At 66.6% G+C, this 23,629-nt stretch carries 23 protein-coding genes; 16 read left to right on the top strand and 7 right to left on the bottom strand.

Annotated elements, in window-relative coordinates:
- Positions 1-12: 12 nt before the first annotated feature.
- Genes AC6CIE_RS05710 through AC6CIE_RS05690 form a run of 5 tightly spaced genes read left to right on the top strand, consistent with a single transcriptional unit; the run spans position 13 to position 4,286 of the window.
- Complete coding sequence (locus AC6CIE_RS05710) at positions 13-621, top strand: DUF6162 family protein (protein WP_175121476.1); 609 nt, start codon at positions 13-15, stop codon at positions 619-621.
- Positions 622-665: 44 nt separating this feature from the next.
- Positions 666-1,619 (top strand): metal ABC transporter substrate-binding protein, encoded by a 954-nt coding sequence (locus tag AC6CIE_RS05705; protein WP_175121475.1) that lies wholly within the window; start codon positions 666-668, stop codon positions 1,617-1,619.
- Positions 1,616-2,386 (top strand): metal ABC transporter ATP-binding protein, encoded by a 771-nt coding sequence (locus tag AC6CIE_RS05700; protein WP_239213696.1) that lies wholly within the window; start codon positions 1,616-1,618, stop codon positions 2,384-2,386. Before AC6CIE_RS05705 ends, AC6CIE_RS05700 begins: the two co-directional genes overlap by 4 nt.
- Positions 2,383-3,288, top strand: a complete 906-nt coding sequence (locus tag AC6CIE_RS05695; RefSeq protein ID WP_175121474.1) for a metal ABC transporter permease — start codon at positions 2,383-2,385, stop codon at positions 3,286-3,288. The genes AC6CIE_RS05700 and AC6CIE_RS05695 overlap by 4 nt, the downstream gene beginning before the upstream one ends.
- Positions 3,285-4,286 (top strand): metal ABC transporter solute-binding protein, Zn/Mn family, encoded by a 1,002-nt coding sequence (locus AC6CIE_RS05690; RefSeq protein ID WP_175121473.1) that lies wholly within the window; start codon positions 3,285-3,287, stop codon positions 4,284-4,286. The genes AC6CIE_RS05695 and AC6CIE_RS05690 overlap by 4 nt, the downstream gene beginning before the upstream one ends.
- 25 nt (positions 4,287-4,311) lie before the next feature.
- Here AC6CIE_RS05690 and AC6CIE_RS05685 read toward each other — a convergent pair whose 3' ends face one another.
- A complete protein-coding gene (locus AC6CIE_RS05685; protein ID WP_175121472.1) occupies positions 4,312-5,271 on the bottom strand; it encodes a LysR substrate-binding domain-containing protein in 960 nt (319 codons plus the stop codon).
- 142 nt (positions 5,272-5,413) lie between these two features.
- Here AC6CIE_RS05685 and AC6CIE_RS05680 point away from each other — a divergent pair, with 142 nt between their 5' ends.
- The 7 genes from AC6CIE_RS05680 (at position 5,414) to AC6CIE_RS05650 (ending at position 12,110) form a co-directional block, all read left to right on the top strand.
- Positions 5,414-6,436, top strand: coding sequence for a tripartite tricarboxylate transporter substrate binding protein (locus AC6CIE_RS05680; RefSeq protein ID WP_175121471.1), 1,023 nt, complete (start codon positions 5,414-5,416; stop codon positions 6,434-6,436).
- Between the two features lie 6 nt (positions 6,437-6,442).
- A complete protein-coding gene (locus AC6CIE_RS05675) occupies positions 6,443-7,966 on the top strand; it encodes a UxaA family hydrolase (RefSeq protein WP_175121470.1) in 1,524 nt (507 codons plus the stop codon).
- Positions 7,967-7,991: 25 nt separating this feature from the next.
- The gene (gene hpaI, locus AC6CIE_RS05670) at positions 7,992-8,798 is read left to right on the top strand and encodes a 4-hydroxy-2-oxoheptanedioate aldolase (RefSeq protein WP_175121469.1); all 807 of its coding nucleotides are present in this window, start codon (positions 7,992-7,994) and stop codon (positions 8,796-8,798) included.
- 164 nt (positions 8,799-8,962) lie between these two features.
- A complete protein-coding gene (locus AC6CIE_RS05665; protein ID WP_175121468.1) occupies positions 8,963-9,352 on the top strand; it encodes a hypothetical protein in 390 nt (129 codons plus the stop codon).
- 8 nt (positions 9,353-9,360) lie between these two features.
- Positions 9,361-9,582, top strand: coding sequence for a YMGG-like glycine zipper-containing protein (locus tag AC6CIE_RS05660; RefSeq protein WP_056318016.1), 222 nt, complete (start codon positions 9,361-9,363; stop codon positions 9,580-9,582).
- A gap of 229 nt (positions 9,583-9,811) precedes the next feature.
- Positions 9,812-11,284 (top strand): hypothetical protein, encoded by a 1,473-nt coding sequence (locus AC6CIE_RS05655; RefSeq protein WP_452000416.1) that lies wholly within the window; start codon positions 9,812-9,814, stop codon positions 11,282-11,284.
- An 82-nt stretch (positions 11,285-11,366) separates the two neighbouring features.
- Entirely contained in the window at positions 11,367-12,110 is a 744-nt protein-coding gene (locus AC6CIE_RS05650; protein WP_452000417.1) for a ProQ/FinO family protein, read from the top strand.
- 87 nt (positions 12,111-12,197) lie between these two features.
- Here the strand turns inward: AC6CIE_RS05650 and AC6CIE_RS05645 are convergent, their stop codons facing one another.
- The 5 genes from AC6CIE_RS05645 to garD form a co-directional block, all read right to left on the bottom strand.
- Positions 12,198-12,794, bottom strand: coding sequence for a DUF4202 domain-containing protein (locus tag AC6CIE_RS05645; protein ID WP_175136460.1), 597 nt, complete (start codon positions 12,792-12,794; stop codon positions 12,198-12,200).
- Between the two features lie 155 nt (positions 12,795-12,949).
- A complete protein-coding gene (locus tag AC6CIE_RS05640; protein ID WP_452000419.1) occupies positions 12,950-13,315 on the bottom strand; it encodes a hypothetical protein in 366 nt (121 codons plus the stop codon).
- A gap of 95 nt (positions 13,316-13,410) precedes the next feature.
- On the bottom strand, positions 13,411-14,388 hold the full coding sequence (locus AC6CIE_RS05635; RefSeq protein ID WP_175121465.1) for a Bug family tripartite tricarboxylate transporter substrate binding protein: 978 nt from the start codon (positions 14,386-14,388) through the stop codon (positions 13,411-13,413).
- Between the two features lie 71 nt (positions 14,389-14,459).
- Entirely contained in the window at positions 14,460-15,509 is a 1,050-nt protein-coding gene (locus tag AC6CIE_RS05630) for an SMP-30/gluconolactonase/LRE family protein (RefSeq protein ID WP_452000421.1), read from the bottom strand.
- A gap of 60 nt (positions 15,510-15,569) precedes the next feature.
- Positions 15,570-17,138 carry a galactarate dehydratase gene (gene garD, locus AC6CIE_RS05625; protein ID WP_452000423.1) on the bottom strand — a complete coding sequence of 523 codons (1,569 nt, stop codon included), beginning with the start codon at positions 17,136-17,138 and terminating at the stop codon, positions 15,570-15,572.
- A 244-nt stretch (positions 17,139-17,382) separates the two neighbouring features.
- On the opposite strand from garD, the gene kdgD (AC6CIE_RS05620) reads away from it, so the two are divergent.
- Positions 17,383-18,297 carry a 5-dehydro-4-deoxyglucarate dehydratase gene (gene kdgD / locus AC6CIE_RS05620; RefSeq protein ID WP_175136457.1) on the top strand — a complete coding sequence of 305 codons (915 nt, stop codon included), beginning with the start codon at positions 17,383-17,385 and terminating at the stop codon, positions 18,295-18,297.
- A gap of 115 nt (positions 18,298-18,412) precedes the next feature.
- Complete coding sequence (locus AC6CIE_RS05615; protein WP_452000426.1) at positions 18,413-19,996, top strand: aldehyde dehydrogenase (NADP(+)); 1,584 nt, start codon at positions 18,413-18,415, stop codon at positions 19,994-19,996.
- Between the two features lie 215 nt (positions 19,997-20,211).
- Here the strand turns inward: AC6CIE_RS05615 and AC6CIE_RS05610 are convergent, their stop codons facing one another.
- A complete protein-coding gene (locus tag AC6CIE_RS05610; RefSeq protein ID WP_175121460.1) occupies positions 20,212-21,198 on the bottom strand; it encodes a Bug family tripartite tricarboxylate transporter substrate binding protein in 987 nt (328 codons plus the stop codon).
- 274 nt (positions 21,199-21,472) lie between these two features.
- Here AC6CIE_RS05610 and kdgD (AC6CIE_RS05605) point away from each other — a divergent pair, with 274 nt between their 5' ends.
- A complete protein-coding gene (kdgD, locus tag AC6CIE_RS05605) occupies positions 21,473-22,387 on the top strand; it encodes a 5-dehydro-4-deoxyglucarate dehydratase (protein ID WP_175121459.1) in 915 nt (304 codons plus the stop codon).
- A gap of 263 nt (positions 22,388-22,650) precedes the next feature.
- The gene (locus tag AC6CIE_RS05600) at positions 22,651-23,376 is read left to right on the top strand and encodes a FadR/GntR family transcriptional regulator (protein WP_498091598.1); all 726 of its coding nucleotides are present in this window, start codon (positions 22,651-22,653) and stop codon (positions 23,374-23,376) included.
- Positions 23,377-23,629: the final 253 nt, after the last annotated feature.

The following is a 23,629-nucleotide window of genomic DNA, read 5'->3' as shown; positions in this document are numbered from 1 at the left end:
GCCCTTCGCAGCATGCATACACAAGTCATCCGACCCGCGGGCGCCGGACACGAGACGCTGGCGGTGCTGGGCGCCTGCCTGGTCATCGTCGCGGCCGCCGCAGGTTACATCGGCCTGCGTGAAGCGCCGCCCGAAAGCGCGCCGCTCGCCGCCACCCAGATCGATGCGCGGCGCGACCTGACGCCCGCCGAACAAGGCATTTACGCCGACCTGCGCGTCGCCTACGAGGAAATCGGCTTCGCGCTGCAGGCCGGCGAGCCGCTGCCTTCGGTTGAAGAACTGGCCGCGCAGGGGCTGCCGCCGTTTGTGGCGGACAACAGCACCGCCGTGCGCGGTGGACACGCCTGGCGGCTCCAACGCCAGAGCGGTAAGGCGCTATACGTGGGCCAGACGGCCGACGTTGCGCTGGCCGGATCATTCCTGCTGCGCACCGAAGACGGCCACGCCAAGGACGGCCATGGTCATGACCATGGCGCGGACGCCCAAGCCGATGTCTGGCTGGCCCGCGATGCCGCGGCCCGCGTGCCCGCTGCCACCGACGACGCCGCGCTGGCCGCCGCGGGCTGGCGCCAGGTCGTCGCTCAGTTCGACGCCGGCGTGACCCGCCAGAACAAGCCCTGACCGGGCCCCTCCCCCTTCGTCTTCCGACACGAGCCTACGGATTTATGTCTGCCTTTTCGTCTTTCTCACAGCTCCTGCGCCGCTGCGCCGCGCCGATCGCCGCGCTGGCGCTGCTGGCCGGCGCCTTCGCCGCGCCCGCCCACGCCGAAGAGGCCAAGCGCCTGAAGATCGGCGTGACGCTGCATCCCTATTACAGCTACGTCGCCAACATCGTGGGCGACAAGGCCGAGGTCGTGCCGCTGATTCCGGTGGGCTTCAATCCGCACGCCTACGAGCCGCGTGCCGAAGACATCAAGCGCATCGGCACCCTGGATGTCGTGGTGCTCAACGGCATCGGCCATGACGACTTTGCGGACCGCATGATCGCCGCCAGCGAAACGCCGAAGATCCCCGTGATCGAAGCGAACGCGCAGGTGCCGCTGCTGGCGGCCGTGGGCATGGCCGCACGCGGCGGCGGCGATTCCGGCAAGGTCGTGAATCCGCACACGTTCCTGTCGATCACCGCCTCGATCGCCCAGATCAACACCATTGCACGCGAACTGGGCCGTATCGACCCGGCCAACGCGCAGACCTACACCGCCAATGCACGCGCCTATGGCCAGCGTCTGCGCAAGCTGCGCGCCGACGCCCTTGGCCAGCTTGCAAAAGCGCCCAACGCGGACCTGCGCGTGGCCACGATCCATGGCGCCTACGACTACCTCTTGCGAGAGTTCGGCCTGGAAGTCACTGCGGTCGTGGAACCGGCGCACGGCATCGAGCCCAGCCCCGCGCAGCTCAAGGGCACCATCGAGCAATTGCGCGCGGCGGACGTCAAGGTGATCTTCTCCGAGCTTAACTTCCCGTCCGCGTATGTCGAGACGATCCAGCGCGAGACCGGCGTGAAGCTGTATGCGCTGTCGCACATCTCGTATGGCGAATACAGCCCCGAGCAGTTCGAAAAAGAAATGAAGCAGAACCTGGCCACCGTGGTGCGCGCCATCGAAGAGGCCGGCGCGTGACCGGCCCCGTGACAGCTCACCCGGGCGGCGCAATGGGTCCCACGCTGACCTTCGACCACATCTCCCTGACGCTCGGCCGTACCGACATCCTCAGCGACGTCGCCTTTACCGTTGCGGCAGGCAGCGTGCATGCGCTGGTCGGCCCCAACGGCGGCGGCAAGAGTTCGCTGGTCAAGACGCTGCTGGGCCAGATGCCGCATCGCGGCAAGCTCAGCGTGGCGTGGCCGGGCGACCGGGCGGGCGTCATCGGCTACATCCCCCAGGCCCTTGAGTTCGATCGTGGCCTGCCCATGACCGTCAACGATTTCATGGCCGCGATGTGCCAGCGCAAACCTGCGTTCCTTGGCCTGTCGCGCGCGAAATCGAAAGAAATCGGCGACGCGCTGGAACGCGTTGGCATGCAGGACAAGCGCAACCGCCGCATGGGCGCGCTGTCGGGCGGCGAGCGCCAGCGCGTGCTGCTGGCCCAGGGCCTGGTGCCCAGCCCGTCGATGGTGGTGCTGGACGAACCCATGTCGGCGCTGGACGAAGCCGGCGTGCGCGTGTTTGAAGAACTGCTGGACAGTTGGCGCGCGCAGCGCGTGACCGTGCTGTGGATCGAACACGACCTCGAGGCCGTTGGCCGCCTGGCCGATCGCGTCACCGGCCTGAACCGCCAGGTGCTTTGCGACGGCCCGCCCGCGCAGGTGCTGACGCCCGACCGCCTGCTTGCGCTCTTTTCAACCCGGCCGCGCGTTGGCAATCAGCCGCAGGAGCGCGCCGCATGAACGCCTTTTTCGACAACCTGCGCCAGCTCATTCAGAGCGCGGCGGAATCCGGCGTGTTGCCGGAATCGCTGGCCTTCGGCTTCGTCATCAACGCCCTGCTTGCGGGCCTGATCATCGGACCGGTGTTGGGCGGCCTGGGCACGCTGGTCGTGGTCAAGCGCTTTGCGTTCTTCTCGGAAGCCGTTGGCCATGCCGCGCTGACCGGCGTCGCAATCGGCATCCTGCTGGGCGAGCCCTACACCGGGCCGTATGGCAGCCTGTTCAGCTATTGCCTCATCTTCGGCATCCTGCTCAATTTCCTCAGCAATCGCACGCGCCTCACGCCCGACACGCTGATTGGCGTGTTCCTGTCGGTGTCGCTGGCGCTGGGCGCAAGCCTGTTGCTCGTGCTGTCAGGCCGCATCAACATCCACATCCTGGAAAACGTGCTGTTCGGCTCGGTGCTTACCGTCAACAGCAACGACCTGTCGGTTCTGACGTGCGTGGCGATCCTGGCGCTGGCGCTGGCCCTGCCCAACTACAACCGGCTGATGCTGGCGAGCTTCAATCCGCAGCTGGCCGCCGTGCGCGGCGTGCCTGTCAAGGCCATGGACTACCTGTTCGTGATCCTGGTGACGCTGGTCACGGTGGCCTCGGTCAAGGTGATCGGCGCCATTCTGGTCGGCGCCCTGCTGGTGATTCCGGCGGCTGCGGCGCGGATGCTGGCGCAGTCGCTCAAGGGCTTTTTCACGATGTCGGTGCTGTTCGCGCTGTTCAGCACACTGGCCGGCATCATGTTGCCGATCGAGCTGGAACTGCCGATCCCATCCGGCGCGGCCATCATTCTGGTCGCGGGTGTTTTGTTTGCGATCTCGGCCCTGGCACGCGGCCTGGTCCCCGGCCTGAAAGGAAATGCAGCATGAGTTTGAAGTCAGTCACCCTGCGCCGCGCCGCCCTGGCCGTGGCATTGGCATCCGCGCTGGGCGCCGCCGTCACGGCGCAGGCCCAGGAAGCGGCCAAATCCGGCCGCGCCGCGCGCGCCGCGCAGCCTGAAGCCACGGCCGCCGCCACGGGCAGCGTCACCGTGCTGGCCGCGCATCCCGTCGTGTTTGCGCTGACCGACAGCCTGGCCAAAGGCAGCACCATCCGTGTGGAGCGCGCCGCGCCCGCCAACCTGCCCGCCACCCGCCTCACGTCGTATTTCAGCGGGCGCGGCGGCGCTGCGCTGCAAAAGGCCGCCGCATCGGCGGACGCCGCGGTCGGCCTGCGCTCCATCTGGCCCGACGATCCGCTCTACGCCAACGCGCGGCGCACCAACATCCGCATCGTCGAAATCGACGCCGCCCGCCCGCTCGATGGTGCGCTGAACGGCATTGCCCTGCAAAGCGACACGCGCCCCGGCGGACAGTTTGCCGCCTACCCGTGGCTCAGCATCGTCAACCTGGGACGCATGGCCGACATCGTCGCCGCCGATCTGGGGCGCCTGTCCCCGTCCGACGACAAGCGCATCGCCGAGAACCTGGCGCAGATCAAGCGCACGCTGGTCGAATTGAACGCCAGCAGCCAGGCCGGATTGGCTCAGGCTGAGAACGTGGCCGTCGTCAGCCTATCCGAGCGCCTGCCCTACCTGATTGCCGAGTTCAATCTGGATTTGATCGACACGAACGCGCGCGACGACAAGGACTGGACACCTGAGACGCTGGCGGCGCTGACCGCCACTCTCAAGGACAACGGCGCGGCCGCCGCGCTGCTGCACCGCGAGCCCACGCCGGAACTGCGCCAGGCCATCGAAGCCGGCGGCGCCAAGGCCGTCGTGCTGGCCACCGACGGGGCCGATCCCGTTGCCGACCTGCAGGCCAACGCCAAGCTGCTCCTGCAGGCGCTGGCGCCCGCCGCAGCCCAGACCACCGCCGCGAAGTAAAGCCCATCGCGGGAACGGCGCCGGCCTAACCGGCGCCGTTTGCCGCATCAGCCATCAGCGCCGTTGCCTCGCCCTTCAGGCATTCGATGAGGTGCGCGCTGGCCGCAGGCAACCGGGCTTCACGCAAGGTGATGATGCCGACCGGCGGCAACGCCAAGTCCAACGGCACGTCCAGGATCCGGCACAGGCCCTGGCGCTCGAAACTGCGGGCGGCCGACTTCGCCAGAAATCCCACCGCATTGCGCTCACGAATGAAAGTCAGCGTAGACAGGTAGGACGACGTTTCCATCAGATCGGACGACGGTTGCAGGCCGCGATGATGGAACTGCTGCTCCAGCTTTACCCGCAATGACGCCCACGGTGGCGGCATCACGCAAGGCAACGCCGCCAGATCCGCCCACCCCGGTGCGCTGCGGCCTGCCACGTCGCTGCCGGGCGCCGCCACCACTACCATCGGCTCTTCGAACAACGCTTCGGCATGCAGATCGGGCGCGGCGTAGCCTGGCTCCAGCCTTCCCACGAACAGATCCAGTTCGCCCAGCCGCAATTTGGGCAGCAGATGGGTCAGGTCGCCCTCTTCGATCAGGACGGTTGCGCGCGCCGACCGCAGCTTCAAGGCATGCACGGCCCGCGCCAGCAGCACCGGCAACGCGACCGCCATCGCCCCCACCCGCGTCTTGCCGGCCGCGCCGCTTGCGGCGGCGTCGATCTCATCACGCGTGCGCGCGTACTGCGCCAGCACGCCGCGCGCAAAGCGCACCACTGCAGCGCCCGCGTCGGTGGGCTCCGTGCCGCGCACGGACCGCGCAAACAGCGCGAGACCCAGCATGGACTCCACCTCCGACAGCATGCGCGACACCGCCGGCTGGCTGACCGCCATGAACTCGGCCGTGCGCCCCAAATGCCGGAACTCGTCCAGCGCCACCACCAATTGGAGGTGACGCAGCTTCAGGTTTGAGCGGAACACGCGGTCCAGGTGCGCCATACCAACGTCCTTACATATCAGACTTGTTATCTATCGATGCGGCAATTCTATTGGATAGTTATATATAAGCTCACGAGAATAGATCCGGGCGGCCTTGTAGCCTTGAGGGTGCTCACAAAAATAATCACATCGGAGACAAACCATGAGGCACATCCCCACCCCTGACCGGGACCGGCGCAGGTTCCTGGCGGGCGCCGCCTGTCTGGGCGCCATGGCTGGCGCCGGCGCGGCCGGCCTGCTGGCTCCCGGCCTGGCACGCGCCGCGGACTATCCGCAGCGCGCCATCACCTTCATCTGCCCCTGGCCCGTCGGCGGCACCGCGGACCAGTCCATGCGCGCGCTCTGCCAAGTAGCGTCGGGCGTGCTCGGCCAGTCCATCGTGGTGGAGAACCGCGCGGGCGCCTCGGGCATGATCGGCACGAAGTCGCTGTCGCAGGCGCAGCCCGACGGCTACAACATCGGCCAGATTCCCATTTCGGTGGCGCGTTTCTCGCAATTGGGACTGTTGCAGCTTGATCCGCGCAGCGAGCTGACTTATTTGGCCCGTACGTCGGGCCAGACCTTCGGCATCGCAGTGCTTGCCAGCTCGCCGTTCAAGACGTTGCAGGAGGTCGTGGCTTACGCAAAGGCCAATCCCGGCAAGCTGACATACGGCCACGCCGGCATCGGCGGCGCGACGCATGTGGGCATGGAAGAGTTCGCCATGACAGCCGGCGTGCGTTTCAATGCGATTGCCTACAAGGGCGGCGCGGCCGCTTTGCAGGATGTGCTGGGCGGGCAGATCGATCTGCTGGCGGATTCAAGCTCGTGGGCGCCGCATGTCGAGGCAGGCAAGCTGCGGCTTCTGGCGACCTGGGGCGAGTCGCGCGCCTCGCGTTTCAAGGAGGCGCCCACCCTGAAAGAACTGGGCTACGACGTCGTGGTCGAGGCCCCCAACGGCATCGGCGCGCCCAAGGGCCTGGACCCCGCCGTCGAGCGCAAGCTGCGCGAGGCCTTCCGCACTGCGGTCAAGAGCGACGCCTTCAAGCAGGTGGCCGACCGCATCGATGCGCCGGTGATGTACCTGGACGGACCGGATTACCAGGCTTATGTGGCGTCGGTCTATGCGCAGGAGACCGCGCTGATCGCGCGCCTGAAACTGAAAGAAATGCTGCAGAAAGGCTGATCCCCGGTGACTTCCAATCCCTTGATCCGGCTGCACGCCAACGACAATGTGCTGGTCGCCCGGGAGGCCCTGGCCTTGGGCATGCCTATCCCGGCGCTGGGCCTGCGGGTACGCGCGCAGGTGCCGGGCGGCCACAAGATTGCGGCCTGCCGGATTCCGGCAGGCACGCCCGTGCGCAAGTACGACGCGATCATCGGCGTGGCCGCGCGCGATATCGAAGCCGGCGAGCACGTGCATGCACACAATCTTGCGCTCGCCGACTTCGAGCGGGATCCGGGCTTCTGCCGCGATGTGCGGCCGGTCGACATCCTGCCCGAGGCCGAACGCGCGACGTTTCAGGGCTACGTTCGGGGGGATGGCCGGGTGGGCACGCGCAATTTCATCGGCATCCTCGCGTCGGTGAACTGTTCCGCGACGGTCATCCACCACATCGCGCAGCACTTCACGCCCGAACGCCTTGCCGCGTTTCCCAACGTGGACGGCGTAGTGGCGTTCGCGCAGACGAGCGGTTGCGGCATGTCGTCGCCCAGCGAGCATTTCGACGTCCTGCGACGCACGCTGGCCGGCTACGCGCGGCACCCGAACCTGGCCGGCGTGCTGATCGTAGGGCTGGGCTGCGAACGCAATCAGGTGTCGGCGCTGATCGAATCGCAGGATCTGGCCGGGGACGCGCGGGTGCGTACGCTCGTGATGCAGGACACGGGCGGCACCCGGGCCACGATCGAGGCCGGCATCCGGGCCATCAACGAGATGCTGCCGCTGGCCGATGCCGCGCGCCGCAGCCCCGTGCCGGCAAGCCACCTCAAGATCGGTCTGGAATGCGGCGGATCGGACGGCTACTCCGCCATCACGGCCAATCCTGCGCTGGGGGCAGCCATGGACATCCTGGTGCGGCACGGCGGCACGGCGATCCTGTCCGAAACCCCGGAGATCCACGGGGTGGAATACCTGCTGACCCGCCGCGCCGTCACGCCGGAAGTGGGCCAGAAACTGCTGGACCGGCTGGCCTGGTGGGAAAGGTACACGGCCGGACACAACGCGCAGTTCAACGGCGTCGTCGGCCACGGCAACCAGCAAGGCGGCCTGGCCAACATTTTCGAGAAATCGCTGGGGTCCGCCATGAAAGGCGGCACGACGCCGCTGCAGGCCGTGTATGAATATGCCGAGCCCATCGACCGCGCAGGCCTGGTTTTCATGGATTCGCCCGGCTACGACCCCGTCGCCGTCACCGGCCAGATCGCCAGCGGCGCCAACCTGATCTGCTTCACGACAGGCCGCGGGTCGATGTTCGGCTCCAAGCCCGCGCCCACGCTCAAACTTGCCAGCAACAGCAGCATGTATGCGCGCCTGGTGGAAGACATGGACATCAATTGCGGCGCGGTGCTCGATGGCGAGGTAGACATCGCACAGATGGGACAACGCATCTTCGACCATATCCTGCGCGCGGCCTCCGGCGCGCCGACCAAGAGCGAAGCACTGGGCCTGGGCAACCATGAATTCGTGCCCTGGCATCTGGGCATCGTCAGCTGACCCGTCATTTCAGGAACCTTCTCGCATGCCCGCACACAATCCTTTCAAGACGGCCCTTGCCGCGCGCCAGGCCCAGGTCGGCCTGTGGCTCTCGATGGCCGACCCCTATCTGGCCGAGGTTTCCGCCACGGCAGGCTTCGATTGGCTGCTGATCGACGGCGAGCACGCACCGAACGACCTGCGCGGCACCCTGGCCGCCCTGCAGAGCGTCGCGCCCTACCGCGCCCAGCCCGTGGTGCGCGTGGTGGCCGGAGACACCGCACTCATCAAGCAGATGCTGGACATCGGCGCGAAGAACCTGCTGGTGCCGATGGTCGACACCGCCGATCAAGCCCGCGCCCTGGTGGCCGCGACCCGCTATCCGCCGCAAGGCATACGCGGCGTGGGCAGCGCCGTGGGGCGCGCATCTCGCTGGAGCGCCCGTCAGGACTACCTGGAAATCGCCGACGACGAGATCTGCCTGCTGGTGCAGGCGGAAACGGTGCAGGCGCTGTCGAACCTGGAGGCGATCTGCGAGTTGCCCGGCGTGGATGGCGTGTTCATCGGGCCGGCCGATCTGGCCGCGTCCATGGGGTATCGGGGGCGGCCCGGGCATCCGGACGTGCAAAGCGCCATCGAGCGCGCCATGCAAGTCATCATCGAACACGGCAAAGCAGCCGGCACCCTGACATCGGACCCCGCGCTGGCGCGCCGTTACCTGGAACTGGGCTGCACCTTCGTGGCGGTAGGCGTTGACGTGCTGCTTTACGCAAATAGCGCCCGCCGGCTGGCGGCAAGCTTCTCTTGCGCGGACCCGAACGCCGCGGCGCCCGCCCCGTCCGCCGCCTATTGAGCATCCCGAAGCGGCCGATCCGTCCTGTAATCCGGTCTTGCATGACCACGCATTCAGGCATAAATTGATCGGTACCGCTTTTCGATCGGTCATCTCGATCCCCCCGCCCGAATCGCGCGCGAAGGTTGTTTTCTATCTTTTGTTCCCCCAACAGGAGCGATGCGATGCGAGTAAAACACCTGCTTGGCCCAGCGACCGTAGCCCTCTCGATGCTTGTCGGGTCGGCTGTCACGGCCGCCCCCTCGGACCCCGCCCCGATCATCACCGGCAAGCACTGGACCGATTCCGACGCCAACCTCAAGAAGGCCTATCTGCTGGGCGTGGCCAATGCGCTTGAGGTTGAACGCGCCTATCAGCAACGCCGGGCCGTGCCGGATACCCAGACGCTGGTGCCCAAGTTCTCCGCGGGCCTTCAGAACCAGACGCTGGACTCGGTGCGCGAGACCATCGACCGCTGGTATGCCGCCAATCCGGGCCAATTGGATCGCCCCGTCATGGAGACGATCTGGTTTGAGATCGTCGTGCCTGCCACCAAGACGAAACGCACCCCCTAGGAGCCGCCATGAAGACTATCCGCACGATAGGCCTGGCCATTGCGATGGCATCGCTGGCCGCATGCACCAACATGACCAAGGAACAGCAAGGCACCGTCACGGGTGGCTTGATGGGCGCCGCGGCGGGCGCCGGCATTGCCGCCATCGCGGGGGGCAGTGCCTGGACCGGGGCCGCCATTGGCGGTGCAGCCGGCGGTATCGCCGGCAACATCCGCGGCGCGAACCAGTAGACAACGCAATCCCGACCTGACCCGTCACCCCGAACGCCGGCTCGCGTGCAAACGCCAGCCGGCGTTCTTGCGTCTGGGGTCTGCCTGCACGTCCGCGTCCCTGCCTGCACCCCGCCCGCCGCCTTCGTCATCCACGTTCGCGCCGCCCATCGCCACAGCTACCCGCTGCGGCCATAGACTGATACGCTTTGCGCCGCGACTTCACCCGGGCGATGCGGATGTTTCTTTCATGATGTACCTGCTGTGGTCCCTGCCGGCGCTGACCGTGATCGCCGCGATCGCGAGCGGGCGCGTCAACACGACCATCGCCGCCGCGCTGGGCCTGCTGGCGGCGCTGCCCATCGCCCTGCTCGCCGCGCCCGCGCCGTTCGCGCTGGCGCAACTGGCCGTTGCCCTGGAACGCGGACTCTGGATCGGCTGGATCATCACCCCCTACATCCTCGGCGGCCTGCTGTTCTGGCAGATGGCGGCGCAGGGCGGCATGAGCAAGGGCGCGGCAGGCAATCCGCCGGACGCCATGCGTCTCGAACCCCTCGCACGGCGCCGGCTGCTCTTCTTCGCCTGTTTCCTGGTCGGCCCGTTTGCCGAGTCCGCCACGGGCTTCGGCGTGGGCATGCTGGGAACGGTGATGCTGATCCGCCCGCTGGGCCTGAAGCCGCGCGAGACCATGGTGTTCGCGCTGCTCAGCCAGACACTCATCCCGTGGGGCGCGATGGGAAGCGGCACGTTGCTGGCCTCGGCCTACGCGCGGGTGCCGGCCACGCAGCTTGCTCTTTACAGCATGGTGCCCGTGGCGCTGCTGATGGGGGTGTGGCTGGCGTTGTACTGGCGCACTGCCGCACGCGCGGCGCTGTCCGCGCCTGCGGCCGAACTGGGGCGTGAAGCGGGCTGGATGGCCGCGAGCCTGGCCTTGCTGACGGCAGCGACCGCACTGCTGGGACCGGAAACGGCGCTGCTGACAGCCTATGGTCCGCTGATCGTGCTGCGCTTCCTGGCGGACCGCAGGCCCGATCGCGGGCAAGCGCTGGACGCCGCACGCCGCGCCCTGCCCTACATCGCCCTCATCGCCTGGCTGGTGGCTACGCGGCTCGTCCCCGGCCTGAATCGCGGCCTTGCCGGCGTGGCCGATTTCAAGCCTTATCCGGACCTGCCGGCCTGGATGCCTTTTCTGCACGCCGGAAGCTGGCTGATCGCGGGCGCGGTCGCCATAGCTGCCTGGCAACGCCACCCGGGCGCGCTGCGGGCTCAAGCACGCGCCGCGTGGATGACAGGACGTCATGCCGTCATGTCCGTCTTTCTGTTTGCGATGATGGCCGAGGTACTCGCGGGCGCGGGCATTTCCCGGGCGTATGCCGATGGATTATTCTCGAGCCTGCGCGACTGGGCTATCCTGATCACGCCGCTTCTGGCCGGCGCGTTCGGCATTCTGGCCAACAGCGGCAATGCGCCGAACAGCCTGTTCATGTCTTCCCAGCTATCATTAGCGCTTCAGGCCGGTCTGAACGTGCCCGCGGCCGCCGCGCTGCTGCACGTCTCGGGCACGTCGATGGGGATTTTTTCGCCGGTCCGGATGTCGATTGCGGCCGGTTTGGCGCATGGACGGGGGCAAGAACGCGGCGTGTATGTTCTACTACTGCCGTTTGCCCTGGCCGCGTTCGGCATCCTGCTGTCGCTGGCGCTGCTCGTGGTCATCTCCGGGTAGAAGTTTTCAGGGCTGCTGAAAGGCCGACAACTGGCGGCGCAGCGGATACGCTCGCCGCCTCAACCTTTTTTTTGTGTAGCACATGGGACTAGAACAATTAGCCGCGATCCGGGAATTGCTTATCAAGCAGTCGCCTGACAAGGCAGGCTCGAAGAACGAATCGCGACCGCAAGGCACGGACAAGCCGCGCCGCCCGCAAGGCGCCGGCAAGGGTCCGCGTCCGCAAGGCGGCGACAAGGCAAAGCGCGCGCAAGGCGGCGACAAGGGCCAGCGTGCGCCACGTCCCGAAAAGCGCGAGACGCCGGTCGATCCCGTGGTCGTCGCCATTTCGCGCCTGCAACGTCACTTTCCCAAGGCTTTCCCCAAGAACCCCGCGCCCAAGCTGCCGCTCAAGCTGGGCGTGCTGGCGGACGTGGTGCAACATGCCGAGCAGCTGCAACTCGACGAGGCGCAGATCAAGGAAGCCGTCAAGACCTGGTGCGATGGCCGCCGCTACTGGGCCAGCATGGTCGAGGACGCGCCGCGCGTGGACCTGAACGGCGAACCCGCCGGCGCCGTGACCGCCAACGAAGCGCGTCACGCCAAGCGCATGGCATCTCGCAACGCGTCGCGCAACGCCGCCCGCGCACGGGCCGAGAAAAAGGCGCAGACGGCTGCTGAGCAGACCCCGGCGCCGGCTGCTGACGCCGCCCCTGACACGCAACCTGCCGACGTGCCATCCGCTGATGTGAAAGCCGTGGATGTGAAAGCCGCAGAGGTGAAAGCCGCCGACACGAAGGCCGCCGGTGCGACGTCCGCAGACGTCACGCCCCAAGCGTCCGAATAAGCCCGCCAAAAGCAATTCAGGCCTGCGCCAGGCCGGGACAATGTTTCCCGGCCTGGCGCAGGCCTTTCTGCATTGATGCGGCTGTATCTAGCCTGCCGGCTCCAGCGCCGCCAGCGCCTGCTTGATGTAGCCCATGCCCTTCTCGGAATAGGTCAGCGTCATGGCCTGCTGATGCCCCGCGCCGTCCATCTTCAGCAATGACTTGCGCAGGATCTCGACGATCTTGTCTTCGTGGGCCGGGTAAAAGGCCTCGTACTGGTATTGCAGGAACACCAGGCACAGCGCGTTTTCCATGACCTGCACGTCCGGATCCTGCTTGATGCCCTGCTTCATCAGGATCGCCGCCACGCGCTCGCAATCTGCCTGCGGATAGCCTGCTTCCTCCATGATCTCCTGCGCGATGCCGGCGTGATGCCGTGCCAGCGCCTTGCGCCACGTCAGGTAGCCGATGCGGCCTTCGGGATAGCTGGCGCGTGCGATTTCCCAGCGGCCGATATGCTGGCACCGGGACGCCAGGATCAGCGGTTCGGAAGCATCGGGCGCCAGCTTCATGACCCATTCGTGCAGCTTTTGCGCAAGAAACAGCTCCTGCGGACAGGATTCGCCTTCCCAGGTAAACGTGTTGGGGTCGGCGGCGTTGTAGTCGTCGAAGCGGCGCAGAGTCTGCTGCAGGCGGTCGTTCATGGGGTGTGGTGTCTTCGGAAAGCCCGGCGCGTGTGGGCCGGCGCGGAGATTGACAGGCGCAAGCAGGCCATCATACCTGCGGCCTGGGGCGCCGTGCGCCGACCATGCCGTTTCGTGATCGCCGCAAGGCGACGAATAATGCGCACGCCCTGCGACTATCGCGGCAGCGCCGGCGCGGGCGTCAGCGGCCCTATTGGCGTCTGACCCGGCCGGGGCGGCATCGGCGGCAGCCAGGTCCGGGTGGGCGCCTTCAGCCCGGGCTGATCCTGCGGCCGCGTGGGCGTTGCCGCCGGCGACGGATAGCGGGACCCCGGACACGAGGTGCCCAGGCAATCCCGATTGATCTTGCCCGGGTCAATAATGCGCGGGCAATCGGTGCCCAGGCACGTATCCGGCAAGGTGCGGGCTGACGTTGGCGGGGATGGCACCGTCGGAAGCGGATCGCGCGCCAGCGCAGGCGCAGCGGTCAGCGCCGACAACGCACCCAAGGCTCCCAGCACCGCGGCAAACAAGGGTTTCATTGACCGGGCTCCACGGAATCGGTCCAGGCCGAAGCCTGGACGCAATTCCAGTGTGCTCCCGAACCCCGCCCCTAGCAAGGCGGGATCGGCGCCGTTCAATCCAGGCGGATGTCGGTGCTGGCCACGACCTTGGCCCAGCGCGCGCGCTCGCTGCTGAAGAACTGCGCAAGTTCGGCCGGGCTCTTGGTGACGATCTCGGCGCCCTGCTCGTTCAACTGCGCCGTGACGTCCGGCTGGGTGACGATCTGCGCCATCAGCATCTGCAGGCGGGCCGCCACCGGGTCGGTCATGTTGGACGGGGCCATCACGCCTTGCCACGTGCCGGACTCAAAGCCCTTCACGCCCTGCTCGGAGATGGTGGGGATGTCCGGCACCAGCTTCATGCGTTCGCTCTTGGAAATCGCGATCGCGCGCAGCTTGCCGGACTTGATGTGCGGCAGCGTGGCCAGCAGCCCGTTCATGATGATCTGCGTCTGGCCGCCGATGGTGTCGGTGACCGCCTGCGAACCGCCCTTGTACGGCACGTATTCCCACTGCGCGCCCGTGGCCTGCTGAACCGCGACGGCCGCCAGGTGAGGCGCGCTGCCGATCGCGGTGACGGCGAAGTTGATGCGTTCTTTCTTGGACAGCTCGACCAGATCCTGCACGGTCTTGGCCTTCACGTCGGGATGCACGGCCAACACGTGGGGCGAGTACGCCAGCATGCCGACGGCGCGCAGGTCCTTGGACGGATCAAAGGTCAGCTTCGTGTAGACGGACGGGCTGATCGCCAGCGCGCCGACGTCGCACAAGAGGACCGTGTGGCCTTCGTTAGCCGACTGCACCACCAGACCGGCGCCCAGGTTGCCGTTGGCGCCGGGCTTGTTCTCGACGACCACGGTCTGCTTGAGCACTTCGGCGAGCCGGGGCGCCAGGATGCGCGCGATGATGTCCGACGAGCCGCCGGGCGGGTAAGGCACGACGATGCGCACGGGCCGCGTCGGCCATTCCGCCGATTGGGCCCATGCCGGCACCAGGGGCGTCAGGCAAAGCGCCGCGGCGCTGCCCAGGAACTGTCTCTTGCTCGGGTTCATGCTGTCTCCACACTGTTTGGTATGTGTGTTGAAGTGTCCCGCGGCCTGGTGAGGCCGCGGTGGGGATGTGCCTATGCCGCGCCGCGGGTCTCCACGTACAGGGCATAGAGCGAATGGCTGCTCGCCATGAAGAGGCGGTTGCGCTTGGCGCCGCCAAAGCAAAGATTGGCGCAGCGTTCCGGCAGGCGGATGTGGCCGATGGCCTTGCCCGCGGGGTTGAACACCATCACGCCGTCCAGGTCCTCGGCTTTGGCGTCGGGCGAGCCGTTGCTGCCCCAGCCGCACCACAGGTTGCCGGCCTCGTCGCACTTGATGCCGTCGATGGCGCCGGGCCCTTGCGCGTCAACGTGCAGGCGCTTGTTGGACAACGCGCCGTCCGCGCCCACGTCAAAGGCCCAGATCACGCGATTGGGCTGGTGACGCGATTCGACGATGTACAGCACTTTCTCGTCGGGCGAAAAGCACAGGCCGTTGGGACCGGCCAGATCGGCAAGCGCCAGCGTCACACGGCCGTTGCCGGGATCGATGCGATAGACGGAATGCGGCAGCTCGGGCGTGGCCTTGTCGCCTTCCCAGTGCCCGCCGATGCCGAAGGGCGGATCGGTGAACCAGATGGCGCCATTGCGCTGGCACACGATGTCGTTGGGGGAATTGAACGGCTTGCCGTCAAAGCGGTCCGCCAGCACCGTGATGCTGCCGTCGTATTCCGTGCGCGTGACGCGGCGCGTCAGGTGTTCGCAGGCCAGCAGGCGGCCCTGACGATCCCGGGCGAGCCCGTTGCTGAAGTTGGACGGATGGCGGAACACGCTGGTTTCGCCCGTGGTTTCGTCCCAGCGGATGATGCGGTTATTGGGAATGTCCGAGGCGAGCAGATAGCGCCCGTCGCCAAACCACACCGGACCTTCCAGCCAGCGGAAGCCGGTCGCAAGCTGCTCCACGCTGCTGCTGTAGATGCGGTACTTGGCGAATTCCGGGTCCAGGATCCGGACCGAGGGGTCCGGGTAGCGCTGCTGCGGGGTGAAGCTGAAAGACTGCGCGTGCACCAGACTGGCGGGGGCCAGTGCAAGCGCGGCGCCCAGCAGCCGGCGCCGGCCGGCCTGGACTTGCGGGTCAATTTCCATCGGCTGTCTCCTCTCGGTGGTTTTATTCTGCGATGGCGCTACGGACGGGTTGGGTCCCGATCAGGTCACGGGGCCCGGGTTGAACAGCGCCAGGGCGTTGTGCAGCTTGAGTTTTTCGGCACAGGTCTGCTTCTTGCCGCTGGCCACGTCCAGCATCATCTGAAAGAGCTGCCAGCCCACTTCCTCGATCGAGGCCTGGCCGGTGGCGATGACGCCGGCATCCACGTCCATCAGGTCGTGCCAGCGGCGCGCCAGCGCCGAGCGCGTGGCGACCTTGATGACCGGCACCTGCGCCAGCCCGTAGGGCGTGCCGCGGCCGGTGGTGAAGATGTGCAGGTTCATGCCGGCAGCCAGCTGCAGCGTGCCGCAGATGAAGTCGCTGGCGGGCGTGGCCGCAAAGATCAGGCCCTTGCGTGTCAGGCGGTCGCCGGGCGACAGCACGCCATGAATCGGCGAGGACCCCGACTTGACGATCGAGCCCATGGCCTTTTCGACAATGTTGGACAGGCCGCCCTTCTTATTACCGGGGCTGGTGTTGGCGCTGCGGTCGGCCATGCCGCGCTGCAGGTACGCGTCGTACCAGGCCATTTCGCGGATCAATGCGTCCGCGACTTCGGGCGTTTCGGCGCGCGCGGTCAACTGGTCGATGCCGTCGCGCACCTCGGTGTTTTCGGAGAACATCACCGTGCCGCCGGCGCGCACCAGCAGGTCGGTGGCAAAACCCACGGCAGGGTTGGCCGTCACGCCGGAAAACGCATCGCTGCCGCCGCACTGCACGCCGACGGTCAGGTCCGACACCGGGCAGGTTTCGCGCTGGCGGGCGTTGAGTTTCTGCAGGTGGCGCTCGGCGGTGCGCATGATGAGCTGGATCATCGAATCGAAGCCGATGTTCTCTTCGTCCTGCAGGACGATGGTGTCCACGCCGTCGCCGCCCATGCCCGAGCCGGCGCGGATCGGAATGGCGGTGGGCGCCAGGAGGCGGTCCGGCTGCAACTTTTCACAGCCCAGGCTGACGACCATGGACGTGCCGCCGAAGTTCGGGTTGCGGGCAATGTTGTGCAGCGTGCGGATGGGAATCGCCGCGCCGGGCGCGTCAATGGCCACGCCGCAGCCGTAGGTGTGCTCGATGCCCACCACGTCGTCCACGTTCGGATACAGCGGCAGCAGTTCGCGGCGGATACGCGCAACCGCGTGCTCGACGACGCCCTGCACGCACTGCACCGTGGTGCTGATGGCAAGAATATTGCGCGTGCCGACGGTGCCGTCCGCGTTGCGATAGCCCTGGAAGGTGTAGCCCTTGAGCGGCGGCAGCGGCGCAATCCGCGTGGAGACCGGCAGGTCTTCCAGCGTGCGGGCCGTCGGCATCGTGGTGACGCGCTCGTTGATCCAACTGCCGCGCGGCAGCGCCTTGGCGGCGTAGCCGACCACCACGTTGTAGCGCCGGACCTCGTCGCCCTCGGCCAGATCGGTCAGGGCAACCTTATGCCCTTGCGGCACGGCGTCGACCAATTGAAGCCCATCGGGCAGAACGGTTCCCGACGGCAATCCGCCATCGTTGGCCACGATGGCGACGTTGTCGTCGGGATGAATCTTGATGAGAACGGGCGCCTGCTCGACTGCAACCTGCATGATGAATCCTTTAGCCTGATGGATGCCCCGCTGCGGGCACCGTACGTTATCGTACAACCAAGAGAATATCGCTGAAAGGCTCTAGAAAGGAATTTCGGGTTTCCCCTTGTAAATGCTGCGCCACATGGGGACACGCCTTGAATCCGGCAAATTGATGTTGTACGATGACTCACCTTTTACCACCGCATCCCGTTCGCAAGCACCTACCTTTCGCCTGCGACGGCCATTTAGGGATGAGCGCAACATGACGACTCCGCAAGAACTCAAGGCCATTGTTTCGGAAGGTTTGCTTTCCTTCCCCGTGACCGACTTCGACCAGAACGGCGACTTCAACGCCAAGAGCTATGCGGCTCGTCTGGAATGGCTGGCTCCCTACGGCGCCACCGCCCTGTTCGCCGCCGGCGGCACCGGTGAGTTCTTCTCGCTGGCCCCCGATGAATACTCCGACGTCATTCGCACCGCCGTGCAGACCTGCAAAGGCAAGGTGCCGATCCTGGCCGGCGCCGGCGGCCCCACCCGCACCGCCATCGCCTACGCCCAAGAAGCCGAGCGCCAAGGCGCCAAGGGCGTTCTGCTGTTGCCCCACTACCTGACCGAAGCCTCGCAGGACGGCATCGCCGCCCACGTCGAGCAGGTCTGCAAGTCCGTCAACATCGGCGTCATCGTCTACAACCGCGCCCAGTCGCGTCTGTCGGCCGACAGCCTGGCCCGCCTGGCTGATCGCTGCCCCAACCTGGTCGGTTTCAAGGACGGCATCGGCGACATCGAATCGATGGTCCGCATCCGCCGCAAGATGGGCGACCGCTTCTCGTACCTGGGCGGCCTGCCCACCGCCGAAGTCTACGCAGCCGCCTACCGCGCGCTGGGCGTGCCGGTCTACTCGTCGGCCGTCTTCAACTTCGTGCCCAAGATGGCCATGGAGTTCTACAACGCCATCGCCGCCGGCGACAGCGACACCACCAACCGACTGCTGGACGATTTCTTCCTGCCGTATCTGGAAATCCGCAACCGCAAGGCCGGCTACGCCGTCAGCATCGTCAAGGCCGGCGCCAAGCTGGTCGGCCACGACGCCGGCCCGGTGCGCGCACCGCTGACCGACCTGACCGGCGAAGAAATGGAAATGCTTGCCGCCCTGATCAAGAAGTCCGGCGCCGAGTAATCGGTCCGCATTGACACCTGCTATCTGCCCCCGGTCCGGGGGCATTTTTTTCCCCGGACCCGTCGGGGGCGACAACGCCCATCCTTCGGATCGGCGCCTATTTTTGGAGATGACCATGAACCTGACCGGCCAGATGTTGATCGGCTCGACCGCCGTCCTGGGCGCGGGCGCTGCCCAGCACGCCATCAATCCCGCCACCGGCGAACGCCTGGAACCCGCCTACCCCGCCGGCTCCGCCGACGACGTGTCGCGCGCCGCCGAACTGGCCCGCGCCGCGTTCGACCCGTACCGCGCCCTGCCGCTGGAAACGCGCGCCCAATTCCTGGAAAGCATCGCTGAGAACATCGTGGCCATCGGCGACGCGCTGATCGAGCGCGCGCACCAGGAAACCGGCCTGCCCGTCGCCCGCCTGCAAGGCGAGCGTGGCCGCACGGTCGGCCAGCTGCGTCTGTTCGCCCGCGTCGTGCGCGATGGCTACTTCCTGGACGCCACGATCGACCCGGCCCAACCCGAGCGCCAGCCGTTGCCGCGCGCCGACCTGCGCCTGGCCAACGTTCCCCTGGGCCCCGTGGTGGTGTTTGGCGCCAGCAACTTCCCGCTCGCCTTCTCGGTTGCGGGCGGCGACACCGCATCGGCATTGGCCGCCGGTTGCCCGGTGATCGTCAAGGCGCACAACGCCCACCCCGGCACGTCCGAGCTGGTCGGCCGCGCCATCCAGCAAGCCGTCGCCAAGCACGGTCTGCCGGAAGGCACGTTCTCGCTGCTGTTTGGCGCCGGCAATGAAATCGGCACGGCACTGGCAACGCACCCGGCCATCACGGCCATCGGCTTCACCGGCTCGCGCCGCGGCGGCCTGGCGCTGGTCGCTGCCGCCAACGCCCGCCCCGTGCCGATTCCCGTCTACGCGGAAATGTCCAGCATCAACCCCGTCTTCCTGCTGCCCGCCGCGCTGGAAGCGCGCGCCGAGACCATCGCCAAGGGCTTCGTGGATTCGCTGTCGATGGGCGTGGGCCAGTTCTGCACGAACCCTGGCCTGGTGATCGGCATCGAAGGTCCGGCGCTGGACCGCTTCCGCCAGGCTGCCGCCGAGGCCGTCAAGGCCAAGGGCGCCGCCACCATGCTGACGCCGGGCATTTTCTCGGCCTATGAGCAAGGCGCGGATGCCCTCGCGCGCCACGCCAGCGTGTCCACCGTCGGCCGCGGCGAACCCTCGAACCCGGCATGCAACGCCGCCGGCGCCGTGGTGTTCGGCGCCAGCGCCGACCAGTTCCTGGCCTCGCACGAGCTGGAAGCCGAAGTGTTCGGCCCCGCTTCGCTGGTTGTCGCGTGCAAGGACGCCGCGCAGGTCCGCGCCGTGGCCGAGCACCTGGAAGGCCAACTGACCGCGACGCTGTTCGTGGACGGCGCCGACCTGGACGATGCCCGCGCCCTGCTGCCCGTACTGGAACGCAAGGCCGGCCGCATCCTGGCCAACGGCTACCCGACCGGCGTGGAAGTCAGCCACGCCATGGTCCACGGCGGCCCCTTCCCGGCCACGTCGAACCCGGCCTCGACCTCGGTGGGCGCCACGGCGATCCGTCGCTTCCTGCGTCCGGTCTGCTACCAGGACCTGCCCGACGGCCTGCTGCCGGAAGGCGTCCAGCGCGGTAACCCGCTGGGTCTGACGCGCATGGTGGACGGCACGCTGGTCAAGGCGTAATGGGTTGACGCCTGGATTTCGGGCGTCGCATCAACAAATAGGCCCCGGCGCCGCCCCACGCGGCCCGGGGCCTACGCCATTTCGCGCCGGCGTCAGACACCTACTGAGACGCCCATTGCAAACCCCGATTCACCCCGTCAAAACTCCAACCCAATAAAAAAAACCTGGCGCGAGGATCGACTCCCCGCGCCAGGCTTTCATAGCTAACAACGCAATCACTGCGCCTTCAGCTTTCCATCGGCAATGATCTTGGCCCACTTGGCCTGCTCGGCCGCCTGGAATGCCGTGAATTCCGCCGGCGTGTTCGGCGTGTAGGCCAGACCCAGGCCCTGCATCTTGGCGGTGACTTCCGGCTTGGCCACGATCTCGGCAATCGTCTTGTTCAGCTTTTCGACCACGGCCGGCGGCGTGTTGGCCGGGGCGTAGATGGCCTGCCAGCTGCTGACGTCAAAGCCCGGCACGCCGGCTTCCTGCATGGTGGGCACGTCCGGCAGCACGGCGGTGCGCTTGGCGGACGTGACCGCCAGCGCGCGGACCTTGCCGCTTTGCACATACGGCAACGCGACCAGGGCGGTTTCGAACGAGCTGGGGATCTGCCCGCCGATCAGGTCCGAAATGGCCGGCGCGCTGCCGCGGTACGGCACGTGCGTCAGGTGCGCGCCCGTCAGCTGCTTGAACACTTCGCCCGACAAATGCTGCGACGTGCCCTGCCCGGCCGAGCCGAAGGCGATGGTGTCGGGATTGGCCTTGGCGGCGGCAACGACATCCTGCACGCTCTTATAGGGCTGGTTCGCGCCTACCAGCAGCACATTGGAAATGCTGCCCAGCAGGATCACGGGCGAGAAATCCTTGGCCGCGTTGTAGTTGATGCTGGGCAGCAGCGACGGGTTGATCGCGTGCGTGGCGATCGTGCCCAGCAGCAGCGTGTAGCCGTCCGGCTTGGCGCGCGCCACGGCGTCCGCGCCCAGTACGCCACCGGCGCCACCCTTGTTTTCAACGACGACGGTCTGCTTGAGCGTCGTGCCCAGTTCCTGGGCGATCAAGCGCCCCAGAATGTCGGACGTGCCGCCCGCCGCAAACGGAACCACCAGCGTGATGGCCTTCGCAGACGGCCAGTCATCAGCGGCGTGGACAGGTGCGGCAAAAGCGGTGGCGACGGCCAGGACGGCCGACAGGCGGCTCAACAGGGGGAATGCCTTCAAACTTGTCTCCTAGAGATTGGAATTGTCGCCGTTCTTGTACGTTGTCGTACGACAATGAGCGCTGAGGATAGCGCGGCCGACTTCTCCGTTCAATATAGGGAAATTCCTAGATTCAAAAGATACATTCGGCTTGTTGTACGACAACATTTCTCCCGGGAAGCCGTTGTATGCCCGACTTATATGTTGTACGATGACTGACATCGCGGATCGAACAACGCCGCGGCCACGGCATACCGCCTTTTCAATACCCATTCCTTATATTTGGAAGACAGCCATGACGACTCCCCAGGAACTCAAAGCCATCGTCTCGGAAGGATTGCTCTCCTTCCCCGTGACCGACTTCGACCAGAACGGCGATTTCAACGCCAAGAGCTATGCGGCTCGTCTGGAATGGCTGGCCCCCTACGGCGCCACCGCCCTGTTCGCAGCCGGCGGCACCGGTGAGTTCTTCTCGCTGGCCCCTGATGAATACTCCGACGTCATCCGCACCGCCGTGCAGACCTGCAAGGGCAAGGTGCCGATCCTGGCCGGCGCCGGCGGCCCCACCCGCACCGCCATCGCTTACGCACAAGAAGCCGAGCGCCAAGGCGCCAAGGGCGTCCTGCTGTTGCCCCACTACCTGACCGAAGCCTCGCAGGACGGCATCGCCGCCCACGTCGAGCAGGTCTGCAAGTCGGTCAACATCGGCGTCATCGTCTACAACCGCGCCCAGTCGCGTCTGTCGGCCGACAGCCTGGCCCGCCTGGCTGATCGCTGCCCCAACCTGGTCGGTTTCAAGGACGGCATCGGCGACATCGAATCGATGGTCCGCATCCGCCGCAAGCTGGGCGACCGCTTCTCGTACCTGGGCGGCCTGCCCACCGCTGAAGTCTATGCCGCCGCCTACCGCGCGCTGGGCGTGCCGGTCTACTCGTCGGCCGTCTTCAACTTCGTGCCCAAGATGGCCATGGAGTTCTACAACGCCATCGCCGCCGGCGACAGCGACACCACCAACCGACTGCTGGACGATTTCTTCCTGCCGTACCTGGAAATCCGCAACCGCAAGGCCGGCTACGCCGTCAGCATCGTCAAGGCCGGCGCCAAGCTGGTCGGCCACGACGCGGGCCCGGTGCGCGCACCGCTGACCGACCTGACCGGCGAAGAAATGGAAATGCTGCACGCGCTGATCAAGAAGTCCGGCGCCGAATAAACCGTCCGCACTTGACCGTGCGTGACTAGCCGCCAGAACGCCCTCCCCTGGAGGGCGTTTTGCTTCTTGATGCAAAGAAAAGTTGGCGGATTTCGCCCCGTATGTTGTCATATGGCCCCAGTGCATCCTTGCGGTCGCGTGCTATCGGCGCGGCCGAACCCATCGGGCCGGACACCCGTGGGGCATCAGAGGAACGCGTACACTTGCGGCTGCGCGCCAGGCCGCCAGCCTCGCCCGCAGCGATTTTCCGTATAAGAGAGACAATGCAAACTCCCTCCCGGCCACCCCGCTCGCGCCTGACCGATTTCGTTATCGAGGAACTGACCAAGCGCCTTGATGGGCGCCAGTACCGCGCCGGCGACAAGCTGCCCTCCGAGCACGCGCTGTGCGACGAATTCGAGGTCAGCCGCACCGTCATCCGCGAAGCCGTGGCTTCCATGCGCCTGAGCGGCCGCCTGGTCAGCAAGCCCGGCATCGGTGTTTTCGTGACCGAAGACCGCGAAAAGCCCATCGATTTTGTCGTCGAACCCGCCACGGATCCGCGTTGGGCGCTGCACATTATGGAATTGCGCGCGGGCCTTGAGGTGGAAGCCTGTGGACTGGCGGCAGAGCGCCGCAGCGCGGCGGATCTGAGCGGCATCGTCGAAGCCTTCGACGCCTTCAACCGCGCTACGCGCGACATGGAAGCCGCCGTCAAGGCCGATTATGAATTCCACCTGTCGATCGCCCGCGCGTCGAACAACCCGCATTTTCCGGCCCTGCTGAAGGCGGCCGTGCGCGACGTCATGCTCGATCTGAACATCAAGCACGGCGGCAAGACGCCCGAAGAGCTTGAAATGTACGAGACGCGCAACGTGCGCGAGCACGAAGCCATCCTCACGGCCATCATGCGCCGCGACCCCGGCGCCGCGCGCGCCGCCATGGCCCGCCACCTGGGCGACAGCATCGCGCGGTACCGCAAGCTGCTGTCCCATCCCCCAGCGATTTAAGCCACGCTCGCGTGCCCTCCCGTAATGCCAATTACGGGAATCCCCTTACTTGTTTACTTGTATGACGGCTGCCATCATACGTCTTATTGCATAGCGTAATACGACGCGGCTTCAGTACTGCCTGCGTCTTCCGCGATCCGTAAGACCTGCCGTACCAGTGCCGCCGATGAGCCCCATTCTTACCCTCCGCAGTACGTACCACCCCTACGCCACGCGCATTCACCGGCGCACCGCCTGACCGGCCACGAGCCGG

Source organism: Achromobacter sp. GQ309 (assembly GCF_059759315.1).
The sequence above is the reverse complement of the archived record's forward strand: the minus strand, read 5'-3'. Positions and strand labels throughout refer to the sequence as shown.